This is a genomic window from Citrobacter sp. C13 (assembly GCF_014596815.2).
GTDB classification, from domain to species: domain Bacteria; phylum Pseudomonadota; class Gammaproteobacteria; order Enterobacterales; family Enterobacteriaceae; genus Citrobacter; species Citrobacter portucalensis.
Genome location: NZ_CP115024.1, coordinates 3,708,558 through 3,729,329, shown reverse-complemented (window position 1 = coordinate 3,729,329; position 20,772 = coordinate 3,708,558). Strand labels below are relative to the sequence as shown.

The 20,772-nt window shown below is 54.4% G+C and carries 16 protein-coding genes; 9 read left to right on the top strand and 7 right to left on the bottom strand.

The annotated features are described in order from the left end of the window. Nucleotides 1-52 precede the first annotated feature (52 nt). From mhpT to mmuM, 3 genes are all read left to right on the top strand, one after another. Nucleotides 53-1,264 carry a 3-(3-hydroxy-phenyl)propionate transporter MhpT gene (gene mhpT, locus IB222_RS17905; RefSeq protein WP_149384040.1) on the top strand — a complete coding sequence of 404 codons (1,212 nt, stop codon included), beginning with the start codon at nucleotides 53-55 and terminating at the stop codon, nucleotides 1,262-1,264. Between the two features lie 274 nt (nucleotides 1,265-1,538). Further along, nucleotides 1,539-2,942: an S-methylmethionine permease gene (gene mmuP / locus IB222_RS17900; protein ID WP_149384041.1), complete on the top strand. Its 1,404-nt coding sequence runs from the start codon at nucleotides 1,539-1,541 to the stop codon at nucleotides 2,940-2,942. After that, nucleotides 2,929-3,861, top strand: a complete 933-nt coding sequence (gene mmuM, locus IB222_RS17895) for a homocysteine S-methyltransferase (RefSeq protein WP_057067128.1) — start codon at nucleotides 2,929-2,931, stop codon at nucleotides 3,859-3,861. Before mmuP ends, mmuM begins: the two co-directional genes overlap by 14 nt. A 108-nt stretch (nucleotides 3,862-3,969) precedes the next feature. Here the strand turns inward: mmuM and fbpC are convergent, their stop codons facing one another. From fbpC to IB222_RS17865, 6 genes are all read right to left on the bottom strand, one after another. Beyond that, nucleotides 3,970-5,016 (bottom strand): ferric ABC transporter ATP-binding protein, encoded by a 1,047-nt coding sequence (gene fbpC / locus IB222_RS17890; protein ID WP_003830930.1) that lies wholly within the window; start codon nucleotides 5,014-5,016, stop codon nucleotides 3,970-3,972. 11 nt (nucleotides 5,017-5,027) lie between these two features. Beyond that, nucleotides 5,028-7,106 (bottom strand): iron ABC transporter permease, encoded by a 2,079-nt coding sequence (locus IB222_RS17885; protein WP_008783887.1) that lies wholly within the window; start codon nucleotides 7,104-7,106, stop codon nucleotides 5,028-5,030. Nucleotides 7,107-7,174: 68 nt separating this feature from the next. Further along, a complete protein-coding gene (locus IB222_RS17880) occupies nucleotides 7,175-8,206 on the bottom strand; it encodes an ABC transporter substrate-binding protein (RefSeq protein ID WP_003830932.1) in 1,032 nt (343 codons plus the stop codon). Further along, complete coding sequence (uhpC, locus tag IB222_RS17875; protein ID WP_003830933.1) at nucleotides 8,203-9,507, bottom strand: MFS transporter family glucose-6-phosphate receptor UhpC; 1,305 nt, start codon at nucleotides 9,505-9,507, stop codon at nucleotides 8,203-8,205. The genes IB222_RS17880 and uhpC overlap by 4 nt, the downstream gene beginning before the upstream one ends. Nucleotides 9,508-9,592: 85 nt before the next feature. Continuing rightward, the gene (locus IB222_RS17870) at nucleotides 9,593-11,134 is read right to left on the bottom strand and encodes an MASE1 domain-containing protein (RefSeq protein WP_149384042.1); all 1,542 of its coding nucleotides are present in this window, start codon (nucleotides 11,132-11,134) and stop codon (nucleotides 9,593-9,595) included. After that, nucleotides 11,134-11,763, bottom strand: coding sequence for a response regulator transcription factor (locus IB222_RS17865; RefSeq protein ID WP_149384183.1), 630 nt, complete (start codon nucleotides 11,761-11,763; stop codon nucleotides 11,134-11,136). The genes IB222_RS17870 and IB222_RS17865 overlap by 1 nt, the downstream gene beginning before the upstream one ends. Nucleotides 11,764-12,086: 323 nt before the next feature. Here IB222_RS17865 and tauA point away from each other — a divergent pair, with 323 nt between their 5' ends. From tauA to tauD, 4 genes are read left to right on the top strand one after another with little or no spacing between them, the layout of a single operon-like run. Further along, complete coding sequence (gene tauA, locus IB222_RS17860) at nucleotides 12,087-13,049, top strand: taurine ABC transporter substrate-binding protein (RefSeq protein ID WP_149384043.1); 963 nt, start codon at nucleotides 12,087-12,089, stop codon at nucleotides 13,047-13,049. 14 nt (nucleotides 13,050-13,063) lie between these two features. After that, nucleotides 13,064-13,831: a taurine ABC transporter ATP-binding subunit gene (tauB, locus tag IB222_RS17855; protein ID WP_003830938.1), complete on the top strand. Its 768-nt coding sequence runs from the start codon at nucleotides 13,064-13,066 to the stop codon at nucleotides 13,829-13,831. Next, nucleotides 13,828-14,658 carry a taurine ABC transporter permease TauC gene (gene tauC, locus IB222_RS17850; protein WP_149384044.1) on the top strand — a complete coding sequence of 277 codons (831 nt, stop codon included), beginning with the start codon at nucleotides 13,828-13,830 and terminating at the stop codon, nucleotides 14,656-14,658. Before tauB ends, tauC begins: the two co-directional genes overlap by 4 nt. Continuing rightward, the gene (gene tauD, locus IB222_RS17845; RefSeq protein ID WP_149384045.1) at nucleotides 14,655-15,506 is read left to right on the top strand and encodes a taurine dioxygenase; all 852 of its coding nucleotides are present in this window, start codon (nucleotides 14,655-14,657) and stop codon (nucleotides 15,504-15,506) included. Before tauC ends, tauD begins: the two co-directional genes overlap by 4 nt. Nucleotides 15,507-15,584: 78 nt before the next feature. Here the strand turns inward: tauD and hemB are convergent, their stop codons facing one another. Further along, nucleotides 15,585-16,559, bottom strand: a complete 975-nt coding sequence (gene hemB, locus IB222_RS17840; protein ID WP_003830941.1) for a porphobilinogen synthase — start codon at nucleotides 16,557-16,559, stop codon at nucleotides 15,585-15,587. Between the two features lie 500 nt (nucleotides 16,560-17,059). On the opposite strand from hemB, the gene ehaB reads away from it, so the two are divergent. Both ehaB and iprA read left to right on the top strand, forming a co-directional pair. Next, on the top strand, nucleotides 17,060-20,059 hold the full coding sequence (gene ehaB / locus IB222_RS17835) for an autotransporter adhesin EhaB (RefSeq protein WP_149384046.1): 3,000 nt from the start codon (nucleotides 17,060-17,062) through the stop codon (nucleotides 20,057-20,059). Between the two features lie 89 nt (nucleotides 20,060-20,148). After that, nucleotides 20,149-20,772, top strand: coding sequence for a hydrogen peroxide resistance inhibitor IprA (gene iprA, locus IB222_RS17830; RefSeq protein ID WP_003830944.1), 624 nt, complete (start codon nucleotides 20,149-20,151; stop codon nucleotides 20,770-20,772).

The following is a 20,772-nucleotide window of genomic DNA, read 5'->3' as shown; positions in this document are numbered from 1 at the left end:
GGCAACGTATCAGCCGCGATTCACCTGCATCGTGACCTCAGAGGGACATCTTATGACGACCCGTACCCCCGCATCTTACCGCCTGACGTTGACTGTTGGGCTTTGCTTTTTAGTTGCCCTGATGGAAGGGCTGGATTTACAGGCCGCTGGTATCGCTGCCGTCGGTATCGCCCACGCGTTTGCGCTGGATAAAATGCAGATGGGCTGGATCTTCAGTGCGGGCATTCTCGGGCTGCTGCCCGGCGCGATGGTGGGTGGCATGCTGGCTGACCGCTACGGCCGCAAGCGTATTCTCATTGCCTCTGTGGCGCTGTTCGGCCTGTTCTCGCTGGCGACGGCGATTTCATGGGATTTCTCATCGCTGGTATTTGCCCGTCTGATGACCGGTGTCGGGCTGGGCGCGGCGTTGCCGAACCTGATCGCGCTGACCTCCGAGGCGGCGGGCCCGCGTTTTCGCGGTACGGCGGTGAGTCTGATGTACTGTGGTGTGCCGATTGGTGCGGCGCTGGCGGCAGCGCTCGGGTTTAGCGGTCTTGCCTCCGCCTGGCAAACGGTGTTTTGGGTAGGCGGGGTGATCCCGCTGCTGCTGGTGCCGCTGTTGATGCGCTGGCTGCCGGAATCACAGGTTTATACCCAACAAACGCAAGTGGCCGTCGCACCGCTGCGGGCCCTGTTTGCGCCAGCGACGGCGAGTGCCACGCTGCTGCTGTGGTTGTGCTATTTCTTCACCCTGCTGGTGGTGTATATGCTGATCAACTGGCTGCCAATGCTGCTGGTGGAGCAGGGCTTTCGGCCATCGCAGGCGGCAGGCGTAATGTTTGCTCTGCAAATTGGCGCGGCCAGCGGCACGTTAATTCTCGGGGCGTTAATGGATAAACTGCGCCCGGTGGTGATGTCGCTGCTGATCTACACTGGGATGTTGGCTTCACTGCTGGCGCTGGGTACGGTGTCGTCATTGAGCGGCATGCTAATGGCGGGATTTGTGGCGGGGATGTTCGCCACCGGCGGGCAAAGCGTGTTGTATGCGCTGGCGCCGCTGTTTTACAGCACGCAGATCCGCGCCACAGGCGTGGGAACCGCCGTCGCAGTCGGGCGTCTGGGGGCGATGAGCGGCCCGCTGCTGGCAGGGAAAATGTTAGCGCTCGGTACCGGAACGGTAGGGGTGATGGCGGCTTCTGCGCCGGGCATTATGCTGGCAGGCCTGGCGGTATTTATTCTGATGAGCCGCAAATCGCAGATGCCGTTCCCGGTCAGCGGTGCTTAAGCACTCATCCGGTTGTGGGAGTGGGGAGATTTGATTCCCACTTCCGGGTGAACGCCGTCAGTCAACTGTGTTGCCAAAGTTTAGATAAAACATGGCAACGGAGGCGTTATGAGCTGGCGGCCCTTTTTGTATCTGATTATTAATCCCCACCCGCTATTAAGCGCCCGGCGCGGTCATCTGCGTCTGGTGCAGGGTTGACTTTGCATTCTGTTAACAAACACGGTATAACAAACCTTCTTTGGATGTTTAGATGTCCATACGTTTAGAAGGTTATATGCAAACAACACAACAAAATGCGCCACTGAAGCGCACAATGAAAACGCGTCACCTGATTATGCTTTCCCTGGGCGGCGTGATTGGCACAGGGTTATTCTTCAATACCGGGTACATCATTTCCACCACCGGAGCGGCGGGAACGCTACTGGCCTATCTGATTGGCGCGCTGGTGGTCTGGCTGGTCATGCAGTGTCTGGGCGAGCTGTCGGTCGCGATGCCGGAGACCGGGGCGTTTCACGTTTATGCCGCGCGCTATCTTGGTCCGGCTACTGGGTATACCGTGGCCTGGCTCTACTGGCTGACCTGGACCGTGGCGCTGGGTTCGAGCTTTACCGCCGCTGGATTCTGTATGCAGTACTGGTTTCCACAGGTGCCGGTATGGGTCTGGTGCGTGGTGTTCTGCGTGATTATTTTTGGCCTGAATGTGATCTCCACACGCTTTTTTGCCGAAGGGGAGTTCTGGTTCTCCCTGGTCAAGGTGGTCACTATCATCGCTTTTATCATCCTCGGCGGGGCGGCGATTTTCGGCTTTATTCCGATGCAGGATGGCTCGCCCGCGCCGGGGCTGAGTAATATCACGGCGGAAGGCTGGTTCCCGCACGGTGGCTTACCGATTCTGATGACTATGGTGGCAGTGAACTTTGCTTTTTCGGGTACCGAGCTTATCGGCATTGCCGCCGGTGAAACGGAAAACCCGCGCAAAGTTATCCCGGTAGCGATTCGTACTACCATCGCGCGGCTGATTATTTTCTTCATTGGCACCGTGTTTGTGCTGGCGGCGCTGATCCCGATGCAGCAGGCGGGCGTGGAGAAAAGCCCGTTTGTGCTGGTATTTGAGAAAGTAGGGATCCCGTACGCCGCTGATATTTTTAACTTCGTGATCCTGACAGCTATTCTTTCTGCAGCTAACTCCGGTTTGTATGCTTCTGGGCGCATGCTGTGGTCGCTGTCGAATGAACGTACGCTACCTGCCTGTTTTGCGCGAGTAACGAAAAACGGTGTACCGCTGACAGCGCTGTCGGTCAGTATGCTCGGTGGTGTGCTGGCGCTATTTTCCAGCGTGGTGGCCCCGGACACGGTATTTGTTGCGCTGTCGGCAATCTCCGGGTTTGCGGTGGTGGCGGTGTGGCTGAGCATCTGTGCCTCGCATTTTGTTTTTCGTCGCCGTCATCTGCAACAAGGTAAGGCATTGAGTGAATTACATTATCGCGCGCCGTGGTATCCGCTGGTGCCGGTATTAGGTTTTGTGCTGTGCCTGGTGGCCTGTGTAGGGCTGGCATTCGATCCAGCGCAGAGAATTGCGTTGTGGTGCGGGTTACCGTTTGTTGCGTTGTGCTATGGTGCTTATTTCCTTACTCAACCCCGAAACGCAAAACAGGAGCCAGAACATGTCGCAGAATAATCCGTTACGCGCTCTCCTTGATAAACAGGATATCCTGCTGCTGGATGGCGCGATGGCGACGGAGCTGGAAGCGCGAGGGTGTAACTTAGCCGACAGCCTGTGGTCAGCCAAAGTGCTGGTAGAAAACCCGGAGCTTATCCGCGAAGTACATCTTGATTACTACCGGGCGGGGGCGCAATGCGCGATCACTGCCAGCTATCAGGCGACGCCGGCGGGCTTCGCCGCGCGAGGCCTGGATGAAGCGCAGTCGAAAGCGCTGATTGGCAAAAGCGTGGAGCTGGCGCGTAAAGCCCGTGAAGCGTATCTGGCAGAGAACCCGCAGGCAGGAACGCTGCTGGTGGCGGGATCCGTTGGGCCTTACGGCGCGTATTTGGCGGATGGCTCTGAATACCGTGGCGATTATCATTGTAGCGTTGAGGCGTTCCAGGCGTTTCATCGCCCGCGCGTGGAAGCCTTGCTGGATGCCGGGGCCGATCTGCTGGCCTGCGAAACCCTGCCGAATTTTGCCGAGATTGAGGCGTTGGCTGAGCTGTTGACCGCATATCCGCGTGCGCGGGCGTGGTTCTCATTTACCCTGCGCGACAGCGAGCACCTGAGCGACGGTACGCCGCTGCGTGACGTGGTTGCGTTGCTGGCGGGTTATCCGCAGGTGGTGGCGCTAGGCATTAACTGCATTGCGCTGGAAAACACCACCGCTGCGTTGCAGCATTTACACGGTTTAACGGCGCTGCCGCTGGTGGTGTATCCGAACTCGGGCGAGCAGTACGATGCGGTGAGCAAAACCTGGCATCATCACGGTGAGCATTGCGCGCAACTGGCGGATTATCTGCCGCAGTGGCAGGCCGCTGGCGCCCGGTTGATTGGCGGGTGCTGTCGCACCACGCCTGCGGATATCGCCGCGCTAAAAGCGCGAAGCTGAGAGTTTATCGGGCCTACTTCGTTCATTGTAGGCCTGATAAGCGCAGCGCATCAGGCATTGCCGGATGGCGGCACAAGCGCCTTATCCGGCTTACAAAGCCACAAAACGTTATGCCGCATCCGCCAGAACAAACATGCCGTACGGATGGATTTCGAGATAATACTGCTCGCCGACGTCCGGCTGTAAACGCGTAGCGTTGACCTGCAATAAAATCTCCTGCCCGTGCCACTCCACCGTCACTTCATACTGCGGCCCCATATAGGCGACATGGCGGATCACACAGCGCTGGCTCTCCTCGCCGCGATCGCTGAGCGTGATCGCTTCCGGGCGCACACCGACCATCCCTTCGCCCTGCGTACCAAAGTGCAGCGGACGCGGCAGATGATAGCCGTAGATATCAACGTATCTGTCGCTGAAGGTAGCCGGGAACAGGTTGGCATCGCCCATAAAGCTCGCCATAAAGCGGGAGGCGGGCTGGCGGTAAAGATCCTGCGGTGAGCCGATCTGCATGATGTGTCCCTTGTTCATCACCAGCACTGTATCAGAAACCGCAAAGGCTTCGCTCTGATCGTGGGTGACGTACAGCGAGGTGATATCAAACTGCTTTTGCAGCTCGCGGATCTTGTCGCGCATGCTGCGACGCAGGTTGGCGTCGAGGTTACTCAACGGCTCATCAAACAGCAGCACTTTCGGCTTGAGGATTAGCGCGCGGGCCAGCGCCACGCGCTGCTGCTGACCGCCGGAGATCTGGTCGACAAAGCGGTCTTCGAATCCTTCCAGATCCACCATCGCCAGCGCCTCTTTGACGCGGGCTTTCAGCTCTGCGCGCGGTACGCCGAGCATTTTCAGGCCATAACCGACGTTCTCTCCCAGCGACATATGCGGGAACAGGGCATAGGACTGAAACACCATGCAGATATCGCGCTGCTGAATAGAGCGATGGGTGACGTCTTCGCCATCAATGAAAATTTGCCCTTCGCTCGGTTTTTCCAGCCCGGCAACCAGGCGCAAAATGGTGGTTTTGCCGCAGCCGGACGGGCCGAGCAGGGTTACCATTTGCCCCTGCGGGATGGTGAGGTTGATATTGTCTATTACCGTATTACTGCCAAATCGTTTAGTGACGTTGCGCAGTTCAACGAAATTTTTCTGAGTCATAGTGCGCTCCATTACGCCTGGTTTTTGGCTTTTGAACGGGAGGTACGTGATTCGCCGATCAGCCAGTCAAAGATGAAAATAATCGCCAGCATCACCACGATCAGAATGGAACCGTAGGCAATCGCCACACCGTATTCGCCATCTTCAACGCGGTTCAGGATGTAGGCCGTCGCTACGCGGGTATCCGGCGTGACGAGGAACACAATGGCGCTGACGGTGGTAATGGCGCGCACAAAGCTGTAAATCAGTGCCGAAAGGATCGCCGGACGCAGCAGCGGCAGCAGGATATGTGTAATGGTCCGCAGCGAACCGGCGCGCAGGCTGAGCGAGGCTTCATCGAGCGATTTATCGATTTGGCCTAAGCCCGCGATGCCTGCGCGGATACCGACCGGGACGTTACGCATCACCATTGAGATAATGACGATGGCGGCGGTGCCGGTGAGGTACACCGGAGCGCTGTTAAAGGCCAGAATGTACGACACGCCCGCGACGGTGCCCGGAACGGCAAAGCACAGCATGGTGGTGAACTCGATGGTCTTCTTGCCTTTAAACTGCTGGCGCACCACGATCCATGCGATCAGCAGGCCGAAGATCGCGGTGATCGGCGCGGCAATCCCGGCGTAGAGCAGGGTGTCGAGCAGTGAAGGCCACGCGCCGTCGCTCATCCCCTGACCGAACAGTTTGGTAAAGTTCGCCAGCGTCAGGGTGTAGTCCACGCCCCAGTTGACGGTGAAGCTACCGTAGAAAATGCTGCCGTAGAGCAGGGCGTTAAAGGCAATCCACACTGCCAGCAGCGCGACCACACTCCATACCAGCGTTACCGGCAGCGGCTGTACGTCGCCCCGGTAGGATTTGCCGGAAACGGTGACGTATGAGCGTTTACCAATCCACATATACTGCACGCAGAATACCAGCAGCGAGAACAGCAGCAGGAAGGCTCCCAACGTACTGGCGGCCTGGTAGTCGAGCTGCGAACCGGTGATGTAGAAGTAGATTTGCGTTGCCAGCACGTCGAAGTTACCGCCGAGCACCAGCGGGTTACTAAAGTCGGCCAGTGACTGCACCACTACGATTAAAAAAGCGTTCGCCAGTGCGGGTTTCAGCAGCGGGACAAACACGCCGTTAAAGGTCTGCCAGCGGCTGGCACGCAGGGTGTATGATGCTTCTTCCAGCGACGGATGAATGGTTTTGATTGCTCCGTCGAGGATCATAAACGCCATCGGCGTAAAGGCCAGAACCTGCGCCAGCCAGATGCCGGTAAAGCCATACAGCCAGTTGGTGTTGGTTAAACCAAACCATTCGACCATAAACTCGGTGATGTAACCGGAGCGTCCCATCATCAGCGTGACGCCTAAACCGACGACAAACGGCGGAGTGACGATCGGCAAAATCGAGAAGATACGTCCGATTATGGCGCTGCGTCTGGCGATACGGGTGGTGTAGATAGCCAGTACCAGACCAAAGAAGGTACAGCCGACGCCGACGGCAATCGACAGCATAATCGAGTTGAGGATCACCTGAATGATATGTGCCTGCGACAGCACATTCATAAACGCCAGCGGGGCAAATTCCCCGGCGTCGTTGGTGAACATCGGAATGAAAATGGCGATGCTTGGCCAGACGATAAAAATACCGATCAGCGCGACAATCGCGGTAAGCGAGCCGATGACGAAACGGTCACCGCCCAGCCATTCGAGGCGGGTGAGCGCCAGGGTCATGATTGCGCCAAGCGCCACAAACAGCACGATGGTGGCATAGCCTAAGCCGCGACCCTCAAGGGTGGCGCTGGCGACAATAAAGGCCATACAGAAAAATGCCCAACCCGCGTCAAGATAATGGCGGCTGCGCTGTTCGCGCCTGGCTTCATGGAATGGGCGCACCAGCAGCAGACTTGGCAGCAGATACCACAGCCAACTGATATTGAACTGCGACCAGCCGTAGGCGGCGAGTATTTCTTCCCGCGTTGACTCCAGCAGACCGTAGTCCAGGCTCCAGCTCGGCAGCAGGGCAAACGCCAGCCAGCCGAGCAAAACCCAAAGAAATATCGCATCCCGTTTTTTTACGGGATGGAGTGCAAGTGTGTGTGACATAGCGTTTCCGGTAATGTAGGCCGGGTAAGGCGTTTACGCCGCACCCGGCAAATGAACGCAACGTGGGTTTATTTACCCATCTTAACTTCGCTAACCCACTTATTGATCAACGCCTTACGTACGTCAGTCGAGCCGTACTTATCCATGTCGTAATTGATAAGCTTCAGGTCGTCGAGCTTCAGCGAGTTAGGGGAGGTCTCGGCGGTGGTGTTGGTCAGGATCTGATAGGATTTGCCTTTCTTCCACGCCAGCTCCTGCGCGTCTTTTGACAGCACCCAGTCAACGAACAGTTTGGCATTGTCGACGTTGCGCGCACCTTTCAGGATGCTGACGCCGCCGATTTCATAACCGGTGCCTTCGCATGGAGAAATCAGTTCCAGCGGTGCGCCCTGTTCTTTTTCCAGCGAGTAGTCGTGCAGGAAGCCGATGCCGATAGCCGTTTCACCGCGGGCAGCGTTACGCGCCGGGGCAATGCCGGATTTGGTGTATTGAGAGACGTTGGCGTTGAGCTGTTTCAGGTAATCAAAGGCCTGATCTTCGCCCCACAGTTGAGCAAAGGTCGCCAGCGCGGTGTAGGCGGTACCGGAGCTTTGCGGGTCAGCAATCTGGATTTCGCCCTTGTATTCCGGTTTGGTCAGATCCTTCCAGCATTTTGGCACCGGCAGGTTTTTCTCTTTCAGGCGCTGGGTATTAACGCCAAAGCCCAGAATACCGACGTAAACCGCCGAAGAGAGGTTACCTTTGACCTTTGCGGGATCGCGGAATTTCTCCATGATCTGTTCGAGGTTTGGTGATTTATACGGCTGTAGCAGACCCATTTCACCGGCCTGAGATTGTGGATCCAGCGTACCGCCGTACCACACATCCGCCTGCGGGTTTTTCTTCTCTGCATCCACTTTCGCCAGCGTACTGCCCGAGCCGTTGCGAATGAATGAGGTTTTCACATCATATTTTTCACCGAAGGCTTTGGTTTCGGTTTCGCACATCTCGTTGGTGGCGCTGCAATACACCACCAGGCGGCCCTGCGCCTGGGCTGCGTTGCTGAAGGCAGCCAGCGTCAGAGCGGAAGCAATCAGGGTAGAGGTAAGCGTCAGTTTCATTGTTTTATCCTTTGACTGAGAGAAGGGGTAATGCCCGCAATGAGCAACGGCATCAGCAATAAACCCATAAAGACAGCGGCAACCGAGAGCAAACTGAACATTCCCGACCAGCCGTAATGTTCTATGACCAACGACAGCGGCCAACCCGCCAGCGCGGCCCCCAGATAGGCGAAAAGCCCGAGAAAACCGGTAATTGAACCTGCCGCCGCTTTGTGTCCGCATTCAACGGCTGCGAGGCCAATTAGCATCTGTGGGCCAAACACAAAAAAGCCCACGGTAAAGAAACACACTGCCAGTAACGCGTAGTGGTGCACTGGTGCCAGCCACAGTGCGGCGACGGAAACCATCAGCCCCAGCGTGAACAGCAAAATCATCGGCGCACGTTGACCGCTGAACAGCAGATCCGATCCCCATCCGGCAAACAGCGCCCCCAGCAAGCCGCCAACTTCAAACAGCATCACCGTGGCATTGGCGCTGAGCAGATTCACGCCGTGGCTTTCCGTCAGCCAGATATTGCCCCAGTCGTTGAGCGCAATGCGGATCAAGTAGACCAATACATACGACACGCCGAGCAACCAGATCATCGGGTTTTTCAGCATGGTGGTGCGCAACATTTGCCACAGCCCCATCGGCGGGCTTTGCTGCTCCTGGCGTAGCTCCAGCGGGTCATGCCGCCATTCCCCAACCGTGGGTAATCCTTCTTCCTGGGGCGTGCCTTTCAATTGCAGGGTGAGCCAGATTCCCAATGCCATGCTGATTATCCCCGGTGCCAGCATGGCTGCCTGCCAGCCCCACCAATGGGCGGCAAAAGCGCTAATCAGCGGGATAATGGCGCCACCGATATTGATCGACATATTCCAGCAGCCCCACCAGAAGCCACGTTCGTTGCGCGAGTACCAGTGGGTCAGTAGTCGGGCACAGGGCGGCCAGCCCCACCCCTGAAAAAATCCGTTCAGCGTCCAGACCACCAGCAGCAGCGTCAGCGATTCCCCAAAGGCGAACAGCACGTTTAAAACGCCGGTAGCAAACAGGCCAATTCCCATAAATGCGCGCTGTCCGTGGCTGTCGTGCCACAGCCCAGCGGTAAATTTCGACAAACCATAGGTCAGATAAAACAGTGACCCAAGCAGGCCGATATCGCCTTTATCCAGACCCAGATCCGTTTGCAGCGCCGGGAGGACGTAGTTAACGCTTTTGCGCGTCAGATAAAACGCGGCGTAACCAATTACCATACACATCAGCAGCCGGGGGCGTAGCGCCCGGTATTGTTGGTCTGTTTCGCTGGCTGAGCGTGTATGCATGGCAGTCTCCGTTTGTGCTGACTATAGGAAAGTGAAAGCAAAAGGGGATGAGAGAAAGTCCGCAGTGACTAAGACTTTTTCCTGGTTAGCGGCTGGTTTGTTGCAAATTTGTGGGCAGGTTAACAATTACCCGCGTGCCGTTGTTTGATTCGAGCGTCAGTTCACCGCCAAGGGCGCTCACCCGTTCACGCATCCCCTGGATACCGAAACCGGGGATTTTTTCTGGCAGAATACCAACGCCGTTGTCAGCGACGTCCAGAAACAAGCAATGTTCCCGCTGGCGCAGCGTAATCGACACATCGCTGGCATCGGCATGTTTGCATACGTTATTGAGTAACTCCTGCAACAGGCGATACAGCGTGAAGCGCACCGTTTCGTTTTCTGGCGTATTCTCTAGCTGATAATCAAAGCGGCAGCGAATACCCCGCTCAGCAAAAGCAAATTCATTCACCAGATGATGTAGTGCATCTTTAAAAGACAGTTCATCGAGCGCGGGTGGGCGCAGCTGACGAAGTAGCTGGCGGGTCGAATGGTGAATACGCCGGGCCAGGTTGTTGATCTGATTTGCTGCTTCGAGCGTTTGCTCAGGGCCTGGCGCGCGTTTGACCAGTTGCGACTGAATTTGAATGGCGGTGATGTTCTGACCAATTTCGTCGTGCAGTTCCCGCGCCAGGCTTTTGCGCGTGTTTTCTTCGGTGCGGATCAGCTGTTCGGTCAGCGCGCGACGCGCCGCCAGTTCGGTTTCCAGACGCTGGCGATAATGGTGCAAATTTTGCGCCAGATGCTGCTGGCGGCTGATGGCGATCCCCAGCCCGATGCCGAGCAGCGCCTGGGTGGCGAGGAAAATCTCCAGCTCCAGTAAGTTACTGAACCCGACGCCGATTTGCCGGGCGATGGTGATCATCATACTGCCGAGCAATCCAGACAACACGCCGCCCTGCCAGCCAAATTTCCACGCCATCACCACGTTCGGTAAGAACACCACGATCAGCAACAGGCGCTCGATCTCCGGCGACAGCACCATCTGAGTACCGATGCCAATAATAAAAAACAGGCTACACCAGATGATAAGCGAGGTGCGCAGTGGGGGATTGGTGGTATCCAGCCCGAGCAGATGATAGCGGTGCTGTTGGCGCAGAAATTCATAGATCAGATAGACAAACGGCGTCAGCAACACGCCGCCGGTAAACGACGCCTGGCCAATCAACGTTGCCGGGCTCTGGATAAACGGTGAAAGCAGGGCGGTATTGAGCAATGAGGTGAGCGTTACGGCGGCCAGCAGCAGCGTTAAGCGTTGCCAGTAAAGGGGAAAGCGGTGCCAGTATGACTGGCCGATGCTCGCCGGAATCAGGCTAATTAACGGCGCAGCCAGCAGGATATAGCCATTCAGTAATTGCTCGCTGTGCAGCCAGAACAACATTAGCAGGGGGGGCAGCACCAGTGCGGGCCAGTAACGGCGAGAAAGCAGAATTAACAGCGCGAGATAGACGCCGTGCGGCAGAAATAGCGCCGCCTGCTGGCCGTTGTGGGTCAGGTAAAACCCCAGCGTCCACAGCATCAGCCAGCCCGATCCCCAGGCCAGCAGAATAAACAGAGAAATAACCCAATGCCGAAGGTTACGCGACATTAATGCCCCGTCAATAGCTGGTGGTCGAGCGCAAAATGCACCAGATCGATGGTGCTATGGCATTGCAGTTTGCCCAGCACGTTCGCCCGATGAACGTGCACCGTCTTGTGGCTGAGGTCGAGCTTGAAGGCGATCTCTTTCACGCTGTCGCCTTTGACCAGCAGATCAAACACTTCGCGCTCGCGTGGGGTCAGTACTTCCAGGACCTGCGCGGGCTGTTCGCCGCCGCGTAGCGCACGCAGCGCATCGGCGCACAGGTAATGGCCGCCCATACCTACCGAGCGTACTGCCTGCACCAGCTCTTCCGGGCCGCAGCGTTTGGTCAGGTAACCGCTGGCACCAGCGTCCAGCGCGCTTTGCACAAACGTGGGCGAGTCATAAATGCTGAGAATGATGGCGCGAAAACCGGGCTTTAGCGCCCGCAGTCGTTTTAACAGGCTCAGACCATTTTCATCCGGCATGGCGATATCCATTACCGCGACGCTGACGTCATCATGCAGAAGTGCAGACCAGGCCTCCGCTGCGCTGCTGTACTGACCGGTAACGTTAAGATCGTCTTCAAGACTGAGTAATTGCGCAAAGCCGGAACGCACCACCACATGGTCATCCACCAGCACAACATGAATCATGATATTGCTCTCTTGCCTGACAATGGCCCCTATGATGCCTGCCAGCACCGCGCTGGCAATCACCGTGGCGCGGATATGTAACGAATGTAACAAAATCGCAATAATTTACAGCGAGTGTAGGCCTGATAAGCGCATCAGGCATTGATTGCCGGATGGCGGCGCAAGCGCCTTATCCGGCCTACGTTCTGTAATGAGTGAAATAGCTAACTATTGCCGCTTTTTTTCTAAAAACAGATCGCTATTAACCAGAATTTTTAATTCCTTTATCAAATTGTGCCGCAACGAAATACTGCCTCCATAACAAGACAGGGGAGCAGACAATCATGGCTATTTCATCGCGTAACGCACTTCTTGCCGCACTGGCATTCATCGCATTTCAGGCGCAGGCGGTGAACCTCACCGTTGCTTATCAGACCTCCGCCGAACCTGCCAAAGTGGCGCAGACGGACAATACCTTTGCCAAAGAGAGCGGGGCGACCGTTGACTGGCGCAAATTCGACAGCGGCGCGAGCATCGTTCGTGCGCTGGCATCCGGTGATGTGCAGATCGGTAATCTTGGCTCCAGCCCGCTGGCGGTCGCTGCCAGCCAGCAGGTGCCTATTGAGGTTTTCCTACTGGCATCAAAGCTCGGCAATTCTGAAGCGCTGGTGGTGAAGAAAAACATCAGTAAACCGGAAGATTTGATTGGCAAACGCATTGCCGTGCCGTTTATTTCCACCACCCATTACAGCCTGCTGGCGGCGTTGAAACACTGGGGGATTAAACCCGGCCAGGTGGAGATCGTGAACCTGCAGCCACCGGCGATTATTGCTGCATGGCAGCGCGGAGATATTGATGGTGCGTATGTCTGGGCGCCTGCGGTCAACGCGCTGGAAAAAGACGGTAAGGTGTTAACGGACTCCTCACAGGTTGGCGAGTGGGGAGCACCGACGCTTGACGTGTGGGTGGTGCGCAAAGATTTTGCCGAGAAGCATCCTGAGGTGGTGAAAGCCTTTGCCAAAAGCGCTATCGATGCCCAGCAGCCTTATATCGCTAATCCTGATGAATGGCTGAAGCAGCCGGAGAATATCAGCAAACTGTCGCGTTTGAGCGGCGTACCGGAGGCGGATGTACCGGGGCTGGTGAAAGGTAACACTTACCTGACACCGCAACAGCAAACCGCTGAGCTAACCGGCCCGGTGAACAAAGCGATTATCGACACCGCGCAGTTCCTTAAAGAGCAGGGCAAAGTCCCCGCTGTCGCGACAGATTACAGCCAGTACGTTACCGATCGCTTCGTGCAATAAATAAGGAGGCGATGATGCTGCAAATCTCTCATCTTGCCGCCAGCTACGGTGGAAAACCGGCGCTGGAGGATATCAACCTGACGCTCGATAGTGGTGAACTGCTGGTGGTACTCGGGCCTTCCGGTTGCGGGAAAACCACGCTGTTAAATCTGATTGCCGGATTTGTGCCGTATCAGCATGGCAGCATCACGCTGGCGGGTAACAGTGTTGACGGTCCGGGGGCAGATCGCGGGGTCGTTTTCCAGAATGAAGGTCTGCTGCCCTGGCGTAACGTGCAGGACAACGTGGCTTTTGGTCTGCAACTGGCGGGCGTGGACAAGCAGCTGCGCCAGCGTATTGCCCTGGATATGTTGCAGAAAGTCGGGCTGGAGGGCGCGGGAAAACGCTTTATCTGGCAACTTTCCGGTGGGCAACGTCAGCGCGTCGGCATTGCGCGGGCGCTGGCGGCCAATCCGCAGCTGTTGCTGCTGGATGAACCTTTTGGCGCGCTCGACGCCTTTACTCGCGAGCAGATGCAAACCCTGCTGCTGAAGCTGTGGCATGAGACCGGCAAACAGGTGCTGCTGATTACCCACGATATTGAAGAAGCAGTGTTTATGGCGACAGAACTGGTATTGCTGTCCCCAGGCCCTGGCCGGGTACTGGAACGTCTGCCGCTCAATTTCGCCCGTCGCTTTGTGGCTGGAGAGTCGAGCCGCAGCATTAAGTCCGATCCGCAGTTTATCGCCATGCGCGAGTACGTGTTAGGTCGTGTCTTTGAACAACGGGAGGCATTCTCATGAGCGTGGTGATTAATGATAAACCCCGTCGCCAGCGGGTGCTGAACTGGCGTTGGCCGTTTTCGCGACAGATTACCTTAAGCCTCGGTACGCTGGCCGTCATTCTGGCGGTGTGGTGGACGGTGGCGGCGCTGCAGTTAATCAGTCCGTTGTTTTTGCCGCCACCGGGACAGGTTTTACAAAAGCTGCTCGTCATTGCCGGGCTGCAAGGGTTTATGGATGCCACGCTGTGGCAGCATCTGGCGGCGAGTCTGACGCGTATTGTTATCGCGCTGCTGGCGGCGGTGCTGCTGGGCGTTCCGGTTGGGATCGCGATGGGGCTGAGTCCTACGATGCGCGGCATTCTCGATCCGATCATTGAACTGTATCGTCCGGTTCCTCCCCTGGCCTATTTACCGCTGATGGTCATTTGGTTTGGCATCGGTGAAACCTCCAAGATCCTGCTGATCTATCTGGCGATTTTCGCCCCTGTGGCGATGTCGGCGCTGGCGGGGGTGAAAAGTGCGCAGCAGGTGAGAGTGCGCGCCGCACAGTCGCTGGGGGCCAGCCGTGCGCAGGTGCTGTGGTTTGTTATTTTGCCGGGGGCATTACCGGAGATCCTCACCGGGTTACGCATTGGGCTTGGCGTGGGTTGGTCGACGCTGGTGGCGGCTGAACTGATCGCGGCCACGCGAGGGTTAGGATTTATGGTGCAGTCAGCCGGTGAGTTTCTGGCAACGGATGTGGTGCTGGCAGGGATCGCGGTCATTGCCGTTATCGCATTTATTTTAGAACTGGGTCTGCGCGCGATTCAGCGTCGCCTGACGCCCTGGCATGGAGAAGTACAATGAGTGAACGTTTGAGCATTACCCCGCTGGGGCCGTATATTGGCGCACAAATCACTGGTGCGGATTTAACGCGTCCGCTGAGCGATAATCAGTTTGAACAGCTTTATCACGCGGTACTGCGTCACCAGGTGGTGTTTCTGCGTGAGCAGGTGATTACGCCGCAACAGCAGCGGGCGCTGGCGCTGCGTTTCGGCGATCTGCATATTCATCCGGTCTATCCACATTCCGAAGGGGTAGAGGAAATTATCGTACTGGATACTCATAACGACAATCCGCCGGATAACGACAACTGGCACACCGATGTCACCTTTATTGACACGCCGCCTGCCGGGGCGATTCTGGCTGCAAAAGAGCTGCCATCGACCGGGGGAGACACCCTGTGGACCAGTGGGATTGCCGCTTATGATGCCTTGTCTGAGCCGTTTCGCCAGTTGCTGAGCGGCCTGCGGGCAGAACATGATTTTCGTAAATCATTTCAGGAATATAAATACCGCAAGACGCCAGAGGAGCATCAGCGCTGGCTGGAAGCGGTGGCGAAGCATCCGCCCCTGTTGCATCCGGTGGTGCGTACGCATCCGGTGAGCGGGAAGCAGGCGCTATTCGTGAATGAAGGATTTACCACGCGAATTGTCGATGTCACGGAAAAAGAGAGCGAGGCGTTACTGAGTTTTTTATTCGCGCATATCACTAAACCGGAGTTTCAGGTGCGCTGGCGTTGGCAGCCCAACGATGTGGCGATTTGGGATAATCGCGTGACGCAGCATTATGCGAATGCGGATTATCTGCCACAGAGGCGCATTATGCACCGGGCGACAATTTTGGGAGACAAGCCGTTTTATCGGGCGGGATGATTGCCGGCGGCGATTGACTTACCGGGCCTACGATCTGTAGGCCGGATAAAGCGAAACCGCCATCCGGCAACAATGTGATTAGCGCAGGATTTTTTTCTCAGCCAGATCCAGTGCGAAGTAGCTGAAGATCAGATCCGCGCCAGCGCGTTTGATCGAGCCTAAGCTTTCCAGCACCACTTTCTCTTCATCTATAGCACCCGCCATCGCCGCGAATTTGATCATCGCGTATTCACCGCTGACCTGATAAGCGCCAATCGGCAGCTCGGTGCGCTCGCGGATATCGCGCAGAATATCGAGGTAGGCGCCTGCCGGTTTCACCATCAGGCAGTCTGCTCCCTGGGCTTCATCCAGCAGCGATTCGCGGATCGCTTCCCGACGGTTCATCGGGTTCATTTGATAGGTTTTACGATCGCCTTTCAGCGCGGTGCCTGCGGCTTCACGGAACGGGCCGTAGAAAGAAGAGGCAAACTTGGTGGAGTAGGACATGATCGCAGTATCGGTGAAGCCCGCGGCGTCCAGCGCCTGGCGAATAGCCTGTACCTGGCCGTCCATTGCGGCGGAAGGGGCGATGAAATCTGCGCCCGCTGCTGCGGCAACGACTGCCTGTTTGCCGAGATTAGCAAGGGTTAAGTCGTTATCAACGCCGTGTTCGCATAATACGCCGCAGTGGCCGTGCGAGGTGTATTCACAGAAACAGGTGTCGGACATGACGATCATTTCTGGTACGGTCTGCTTACAGATACGCGACATGCGCGCCACCAGACCGTCTTCTTTCCAGGCATCGCTGCCGGTCTCATCGGTGTGATGAGAAATCCCGAAGGTCATGACCGAGCGGATACCTGCATTAGCAATACGTTCGATTTCGCGCGCCAGGTGTTTCTCTGGAATGCGCATCACGCCGGGCATGGCGTCGATAGCTTTGTAATCGTCGAGTTCTTCTTCAACAAAGATCGGCAACACCAGGTCATTTAAGCTGAGTGTTGTCTCTTCAAACATAGCGCGCAGCGCAGGGGATTTGCGCAGGCGACGAGGGCGTTGGATTAGGTCTGTCATGGTATGCCTGATGTTTGTGGAATCGAAGGCCGTAGTATACCCGAACCTGAGGGCGAGGGGTTTACGAAAGTTGGCGTTATGCCGAGGTTATGGTGATGTTACCAATGCTTGGTATTATGTATTATCTCTATTTTTGCAATTATGACTATTTTAAATAATGATTAGTTTTATGGTGAATTTAGTTTAATTTAATTTTTAATTAAGTGGCGGGGTTTAACGGTATTTATTTGCTGACGTTTTATTTTTAAGTTAATCATAAATTTAATATATTGTTTTGCCAGTGTCTTTGCATGTAACTGTCTAAAATAGAAATGATTTTTACGTTTGTTTGCTGTTTCGAATAATTTGCATATCTATTGTCCGTAATCGGACTTAAGCCAAAGAATAATTGAACCTTTCCTTTGTGAAACCGCATAATCCTTCCCGCGAAACATAAAATGTTTTCTTTGCATTGATAATTGATGGATCAACTATATTACGTCCCTGAGGAGGGATGACAAATGCACACTTGGAAAAAGAAGCTTGTAGTATCACAATTAGCATTAGCCTGCACTTTGGCAATCACTTCTCAGGCGAATGCTTCAACTGATATCTCTGGGACCACCTACACAACGTTTGCTCATTATAATGACGCATCTTATGCGGATGACGTCTATTATGATGGATATGTCGGTTGGAACAATTACGATACCGATAGTATTTATAACGGTGATATTTATCCGGTAATCAATAACGCCACTGTCAACGGCGTTATTTCTACTTATTATCTGGATGATGGGCTGTCTACTAACACCAATAACAACAGCCTGACCATTAAAAACAGCACCATTCACGGTATGGTGACATCCGAATGTATGACCACGGATTGTACTAACCGTACGGGTACTGACTATTACTACGATCGCCTGGCGATGAACGTCATCAACTCAACTATCGATGACAACTACGAACATTATACCTACAACGGTACGTATAATGACGCAGCTGACACGCACGTTGTCGACGTTTATAACCTGGGTACGGCTATCACGCTGGATCAAGAAGTTGATCTGTCTATCTCCGCCAACTCTCACGTCGCTGGCATTACCCTGACTCAGGGTTACGAGTGGGCAGATATTGACGATAATACCGTCAGCACTGGCGTAAACAGCAGTGAAGTATTTAACAACACTATCGCTGTCAGCGATTCTACCGTGACCTCTGGCTCATGGTCTGACGAAGGTACCACCGGCTGGTTTGGTAACACCAGCAATGCAAGCGACTACAACGGTAATGGCTGGAACGCTGACGATATTGCATTAGCGGTTATTGCACATCCGGATGCGGATAACGCGATGCAGACCACTGCCACGTTTGATAATTCCACGCTGATGGGTGACGTGCTGTTCTCCAGCAACTTCGATGAGAACTTCTTCCCGAACGGTGCTGACACTTATCGTGATACCGATGCTGACCTGGATACCAATGGTTGGGACGGTACTGACCGTCTGGATCTGACCCTGAACAATGGCAGTAAGTGGGTCGGTGCGGCAATGTCTGTGCACCAGGTTGATCTTGGTACAGATGCTAATGGCGATGGTGTTTTCGAAAAAACAGTTGATACAGATGGTGACGGTATTCTGGATGCAACAACTCCAGACGGCGTGTATGACAGCTACGCTGCAGGCACTGAAGCCACCGCTACTCTGATCGACATCACCGCTAACAGCCTGTGGCCGGATTCAACCTACGGAATCGATAGCGACACAACTTCTTATGACGAAAATGGTCATGTAGTTGGCAACGCTGTCTACCAGAGCGGCCTGTTCAACGTCACGCTGAACGGTGCTTCACAGTGGGATACCACCAAAACTTCCCTGATTGATACCCTGAGCATCAACAGCGGTTCGGTTGTCAACGTGGGTGATTCTATCCTGATCTCCGACACTATTGGCCTGACCGGTGGTTCTGCACTGAACATCAACGAAGATGGTCATGTTGCAACAGATACTCTGTCTATCGACAACAGTACTGTAACGATTGCTGACGACGTATCTGCTGGCTGGAGTGTAGGTAGTGCTGCGCTGTATGCAAACACCATTAACGTCACCAACAACGGTGTTCTGGATGTGGGTAACAGTACCGGTAATGCGCTGCAGGTTGATACCCTGAATCTGACCAGCTACACCGACGCTTATAACCATGTTAACGCGGGTGTTTTCGACATCAACAGCAACAACTATGTGCTGGATGCTGACTTGACCAACGATCGCACTAACGATGAATCTCAGTCTAACTACGGTTATGGCGTGATCGCGATGAACTCTGATGGTCATCTGACTATCAACGGTAACGGCGATTCCGACACCTCAGGCGATCAGTCTGAAGTTGATAACTATGGTGACCATGTAGCGGCGGCAACCGGTAACTACAAAGTCCGCATCGACAACGCTACTGGCGCAGGTTCTGTTGCGGATTACAAAGGTAACGAGCTGGTCTACGTTAACGACGCGAACAGCACCGCGACCTTCTCTGCAGCCAACAAAGCTGACCTGGGTGCTTACACCTATCAGGCACAGCAGCAGGGTAACACCGTTGTTCTGCAGCAGATGGAACTGACAGACTACGCGAACATGGCGCTGAGCATTCCGTCTGCTAACACCAATATCTGGAACCTGGAACAAGATACCGTTGGTACTCGTCTGACTAACGCGCGTCATGGTCTGGTTGATAACGGTGGTGCATGGGTTAGCTACTTCGGTGGTAGCTTCGATGCAGATAATGGCACCATTAACTACGATCAGGATGTTAACGGCATCATGGTCGGTGTTGATTCCAAAATTGATGGTAACAACGCTAAGTGGATTGTCGGTGCTGCAGCAGGCTTCGCGAAAGGTGATATGAGCGACCGTACCGGTCAGGTGGATCAGGATAGCCAGACTGCCTACATCTACTCTTCTGCTCACTTTGCCAACAACATCTTTGTTGACGGTAACTTAAGCTACTCTCACTTCAACAACGATTTGACTGCTAACATGAGCAACGGTCAGTATGTTGATGGTAGCACCTCATCTGACGCCTGGGGCTTTGGCCTGAAACTGGGTTATGACCTGAAGCTGGGTGACGCAGGTTACGTAACGCCATACGGCAGCGTATCCGGTCTGTTCCAGTCTGGTGATGATTATAAGCTGAGCAACGACATGAAAGTTGATGGTCAGTCTTATGACAGCATGCGCTATGAACTCGGTGTAGATGCAGGTTATACCTTCGCCTACAGCGACGACCAGGCGCTGACCCCGTACTTCAAACTGGCCTACGTTTACGACGACTCTAATAACGATTCTGACGTAAACGGCGACTCTATCGACAACGGTGTAGAAGGTTCTGCGGTGCGTGTTGGACTGGGTACTCAGTTCAGCTTTACCAAAAACTTCAGCGCGTACACCGATGCTAACTACCTCGGTGGTGGCGATGTTGATCAAGACTGGTCTGCAAATGTTGGTGTTAAATATACCTGGTAAGACATCTCTTGTTGTTAAAGAAAAGATAATCTAACTCAGAAAAATGCCCGTCACGGATTTGACGGGCATTTATTGCAAGGAATGCCCAAATGTTGTCTGCAAATAAACCGCTTGTGGAATTTGGTAAGCTTGATAAATGTTTGTCAAAATATGGCAAACACTTTGAGTGTGATAACGATAAAGAAATAATTTATTCTAGTGATATAAACAGTGACGATACCTTTATCATTTTAAATGGTGTAATTTCCCTGAGGCGAGGGGAGAATGTGCTGGTCGGTATTGCGCAGGCACCGTTTATTATGGGGCTTTCAGATGGTGTGATAAAAACAGATATACAATACAGATTAATCACAGAAAGCGATTGTACGGGATACCATCTACCTGCCTCGCAAACAATTAATATAATTGAAGAGTGCCAGCTTTGGCGTGAAGCTTTTTGTTGGTTGGCATGGCAAAACTCCATGCTTGAATTACGCGATCTGCAGTTGATCGGCAACAACTCCTACGATCAGATCCGCGCGACATTGATCTCTATGACGAAATGGGATGAAGCCCTTCGTTCACGCATTGGCGTTATGAACTATATTCACCAACGCACACGAATTTCACGCTCGGTTGTCGCTGAGGTTCTCGCGGCATTGCGCAAAGGCGGTTACATTGAAATGAATAAAGGCAAACTGGTGTGCATTAACCGTTTGCCTTTTGAGTATTGA

Excerpts from the sequence above, each read along its gene's own strand:
- mhpT (WP_149384040.1), top strand. The coding sequence starts at position 53 with ATGACGACCCGTACCCCCGCATCTTACCGCCTGACGTTGACTGTTGGG.
- mmuP (WP_149384041.1), top strand. The coding sequence starts at position 1,539 with ATGCAAACAACACAACAAAATGCGCCACTGAAGCGCACAATGAAAACG.
- mmuM (WP_057067128.1), top strand. The coding sequence starts at position 2,929 with ATGTCGCAGAATAATCCGTTACGCGCTCTCCTTGATAAACAGGATATC.
- fbpC (WP_003830930.1), bottom strand. The coding sequence starts at position 5,016 with ATGACTCAGAAAAATTTCGTTGAACTGCGCAACGTCACTAAACGATTT.
- IB222_RS17885 (WP_008783887.1), bottom strand. The coding sequence starts at position 7,106 with ATGTCACACACACTTGCACTCCATCCCGTAAAAAAACGGGATGCGATA.
- IB222_RS17880 (WP_003830932.1), bottom strand. The coding sequence starts at position 8,206 with ATGAAACTGACGCTTACCTCTACCCTGATTGCTTCCGCTCTGACGCTG.
- uhpC (WP_003830933.1), bottom strand. The coding sequence starts at position 9,507 with ATGCATACACGCTCAGCCAGCGAAACAGACCAACAATACCGGGCGCTA.
- IB222_RS17870 (WP_149384042.1), bottom strand. The coding sequence starts at position 11,134 with ATGTCGCGTAACCTTCGGCATTGGGTTATTTCTCTGTTTATTCTGCTG.
- IB222_RS17865 (WP_149384183.1), bottom strand. The coding sequence starts at position 11,763 with ATGATTCATGTTGTGCTGGTGGATGACCATGTGGTGGTGCGTTCCGGC.
- tauA (WP_149384043.1), top strand. The coding sequence starts at position 12,087 with ATGGCTATTTCATCGCGTAACGCACTTCTTGCCGCACTGGCATTCATC.
- tauB (WP_003830938.1), top strand. The coding sequence starts at position 13,064 with ATGCTGCAAATCTCTCATCTTGCCGCCAGCTACGGTGGAAAACCGGCG.
- tauC (WP_149384044.1), top strand. The coding sequence starts at position 13,828 with ATGAGCGTGGTGATTAATGATAAACCCCGTCGCCAGCGGGTGCTGAAC.
- tauD (WP_149384045.1), top strand. The coding sequence starts at position 14,655 with ATGAGTGAACGTTTGAGCATTACCCCGCTGGGGCCGTATATTGGCGCA.
- hemB (WP_003830941.1), bottom strand. The coding sequence starts at position 16,559 with ATGACAGACCTAATCCAACGCCCTCGTCGCCTGCGCAAATCCCCTGCG.
- ehaB (WP_149384046.1), top strand. The coding sequence starts at position 17,060 with ATGCACACTTGGAAAAAGAAGCTTGTAGTATCACAATTAGCATTAGCC.
- iprA (WP_003830944.1), top strand. The coding sequence starts at position 20,149 with ATGTTGTCTGCAAATAAACCGCTTGTGGAATTTGGTAAGCTTGATAAA.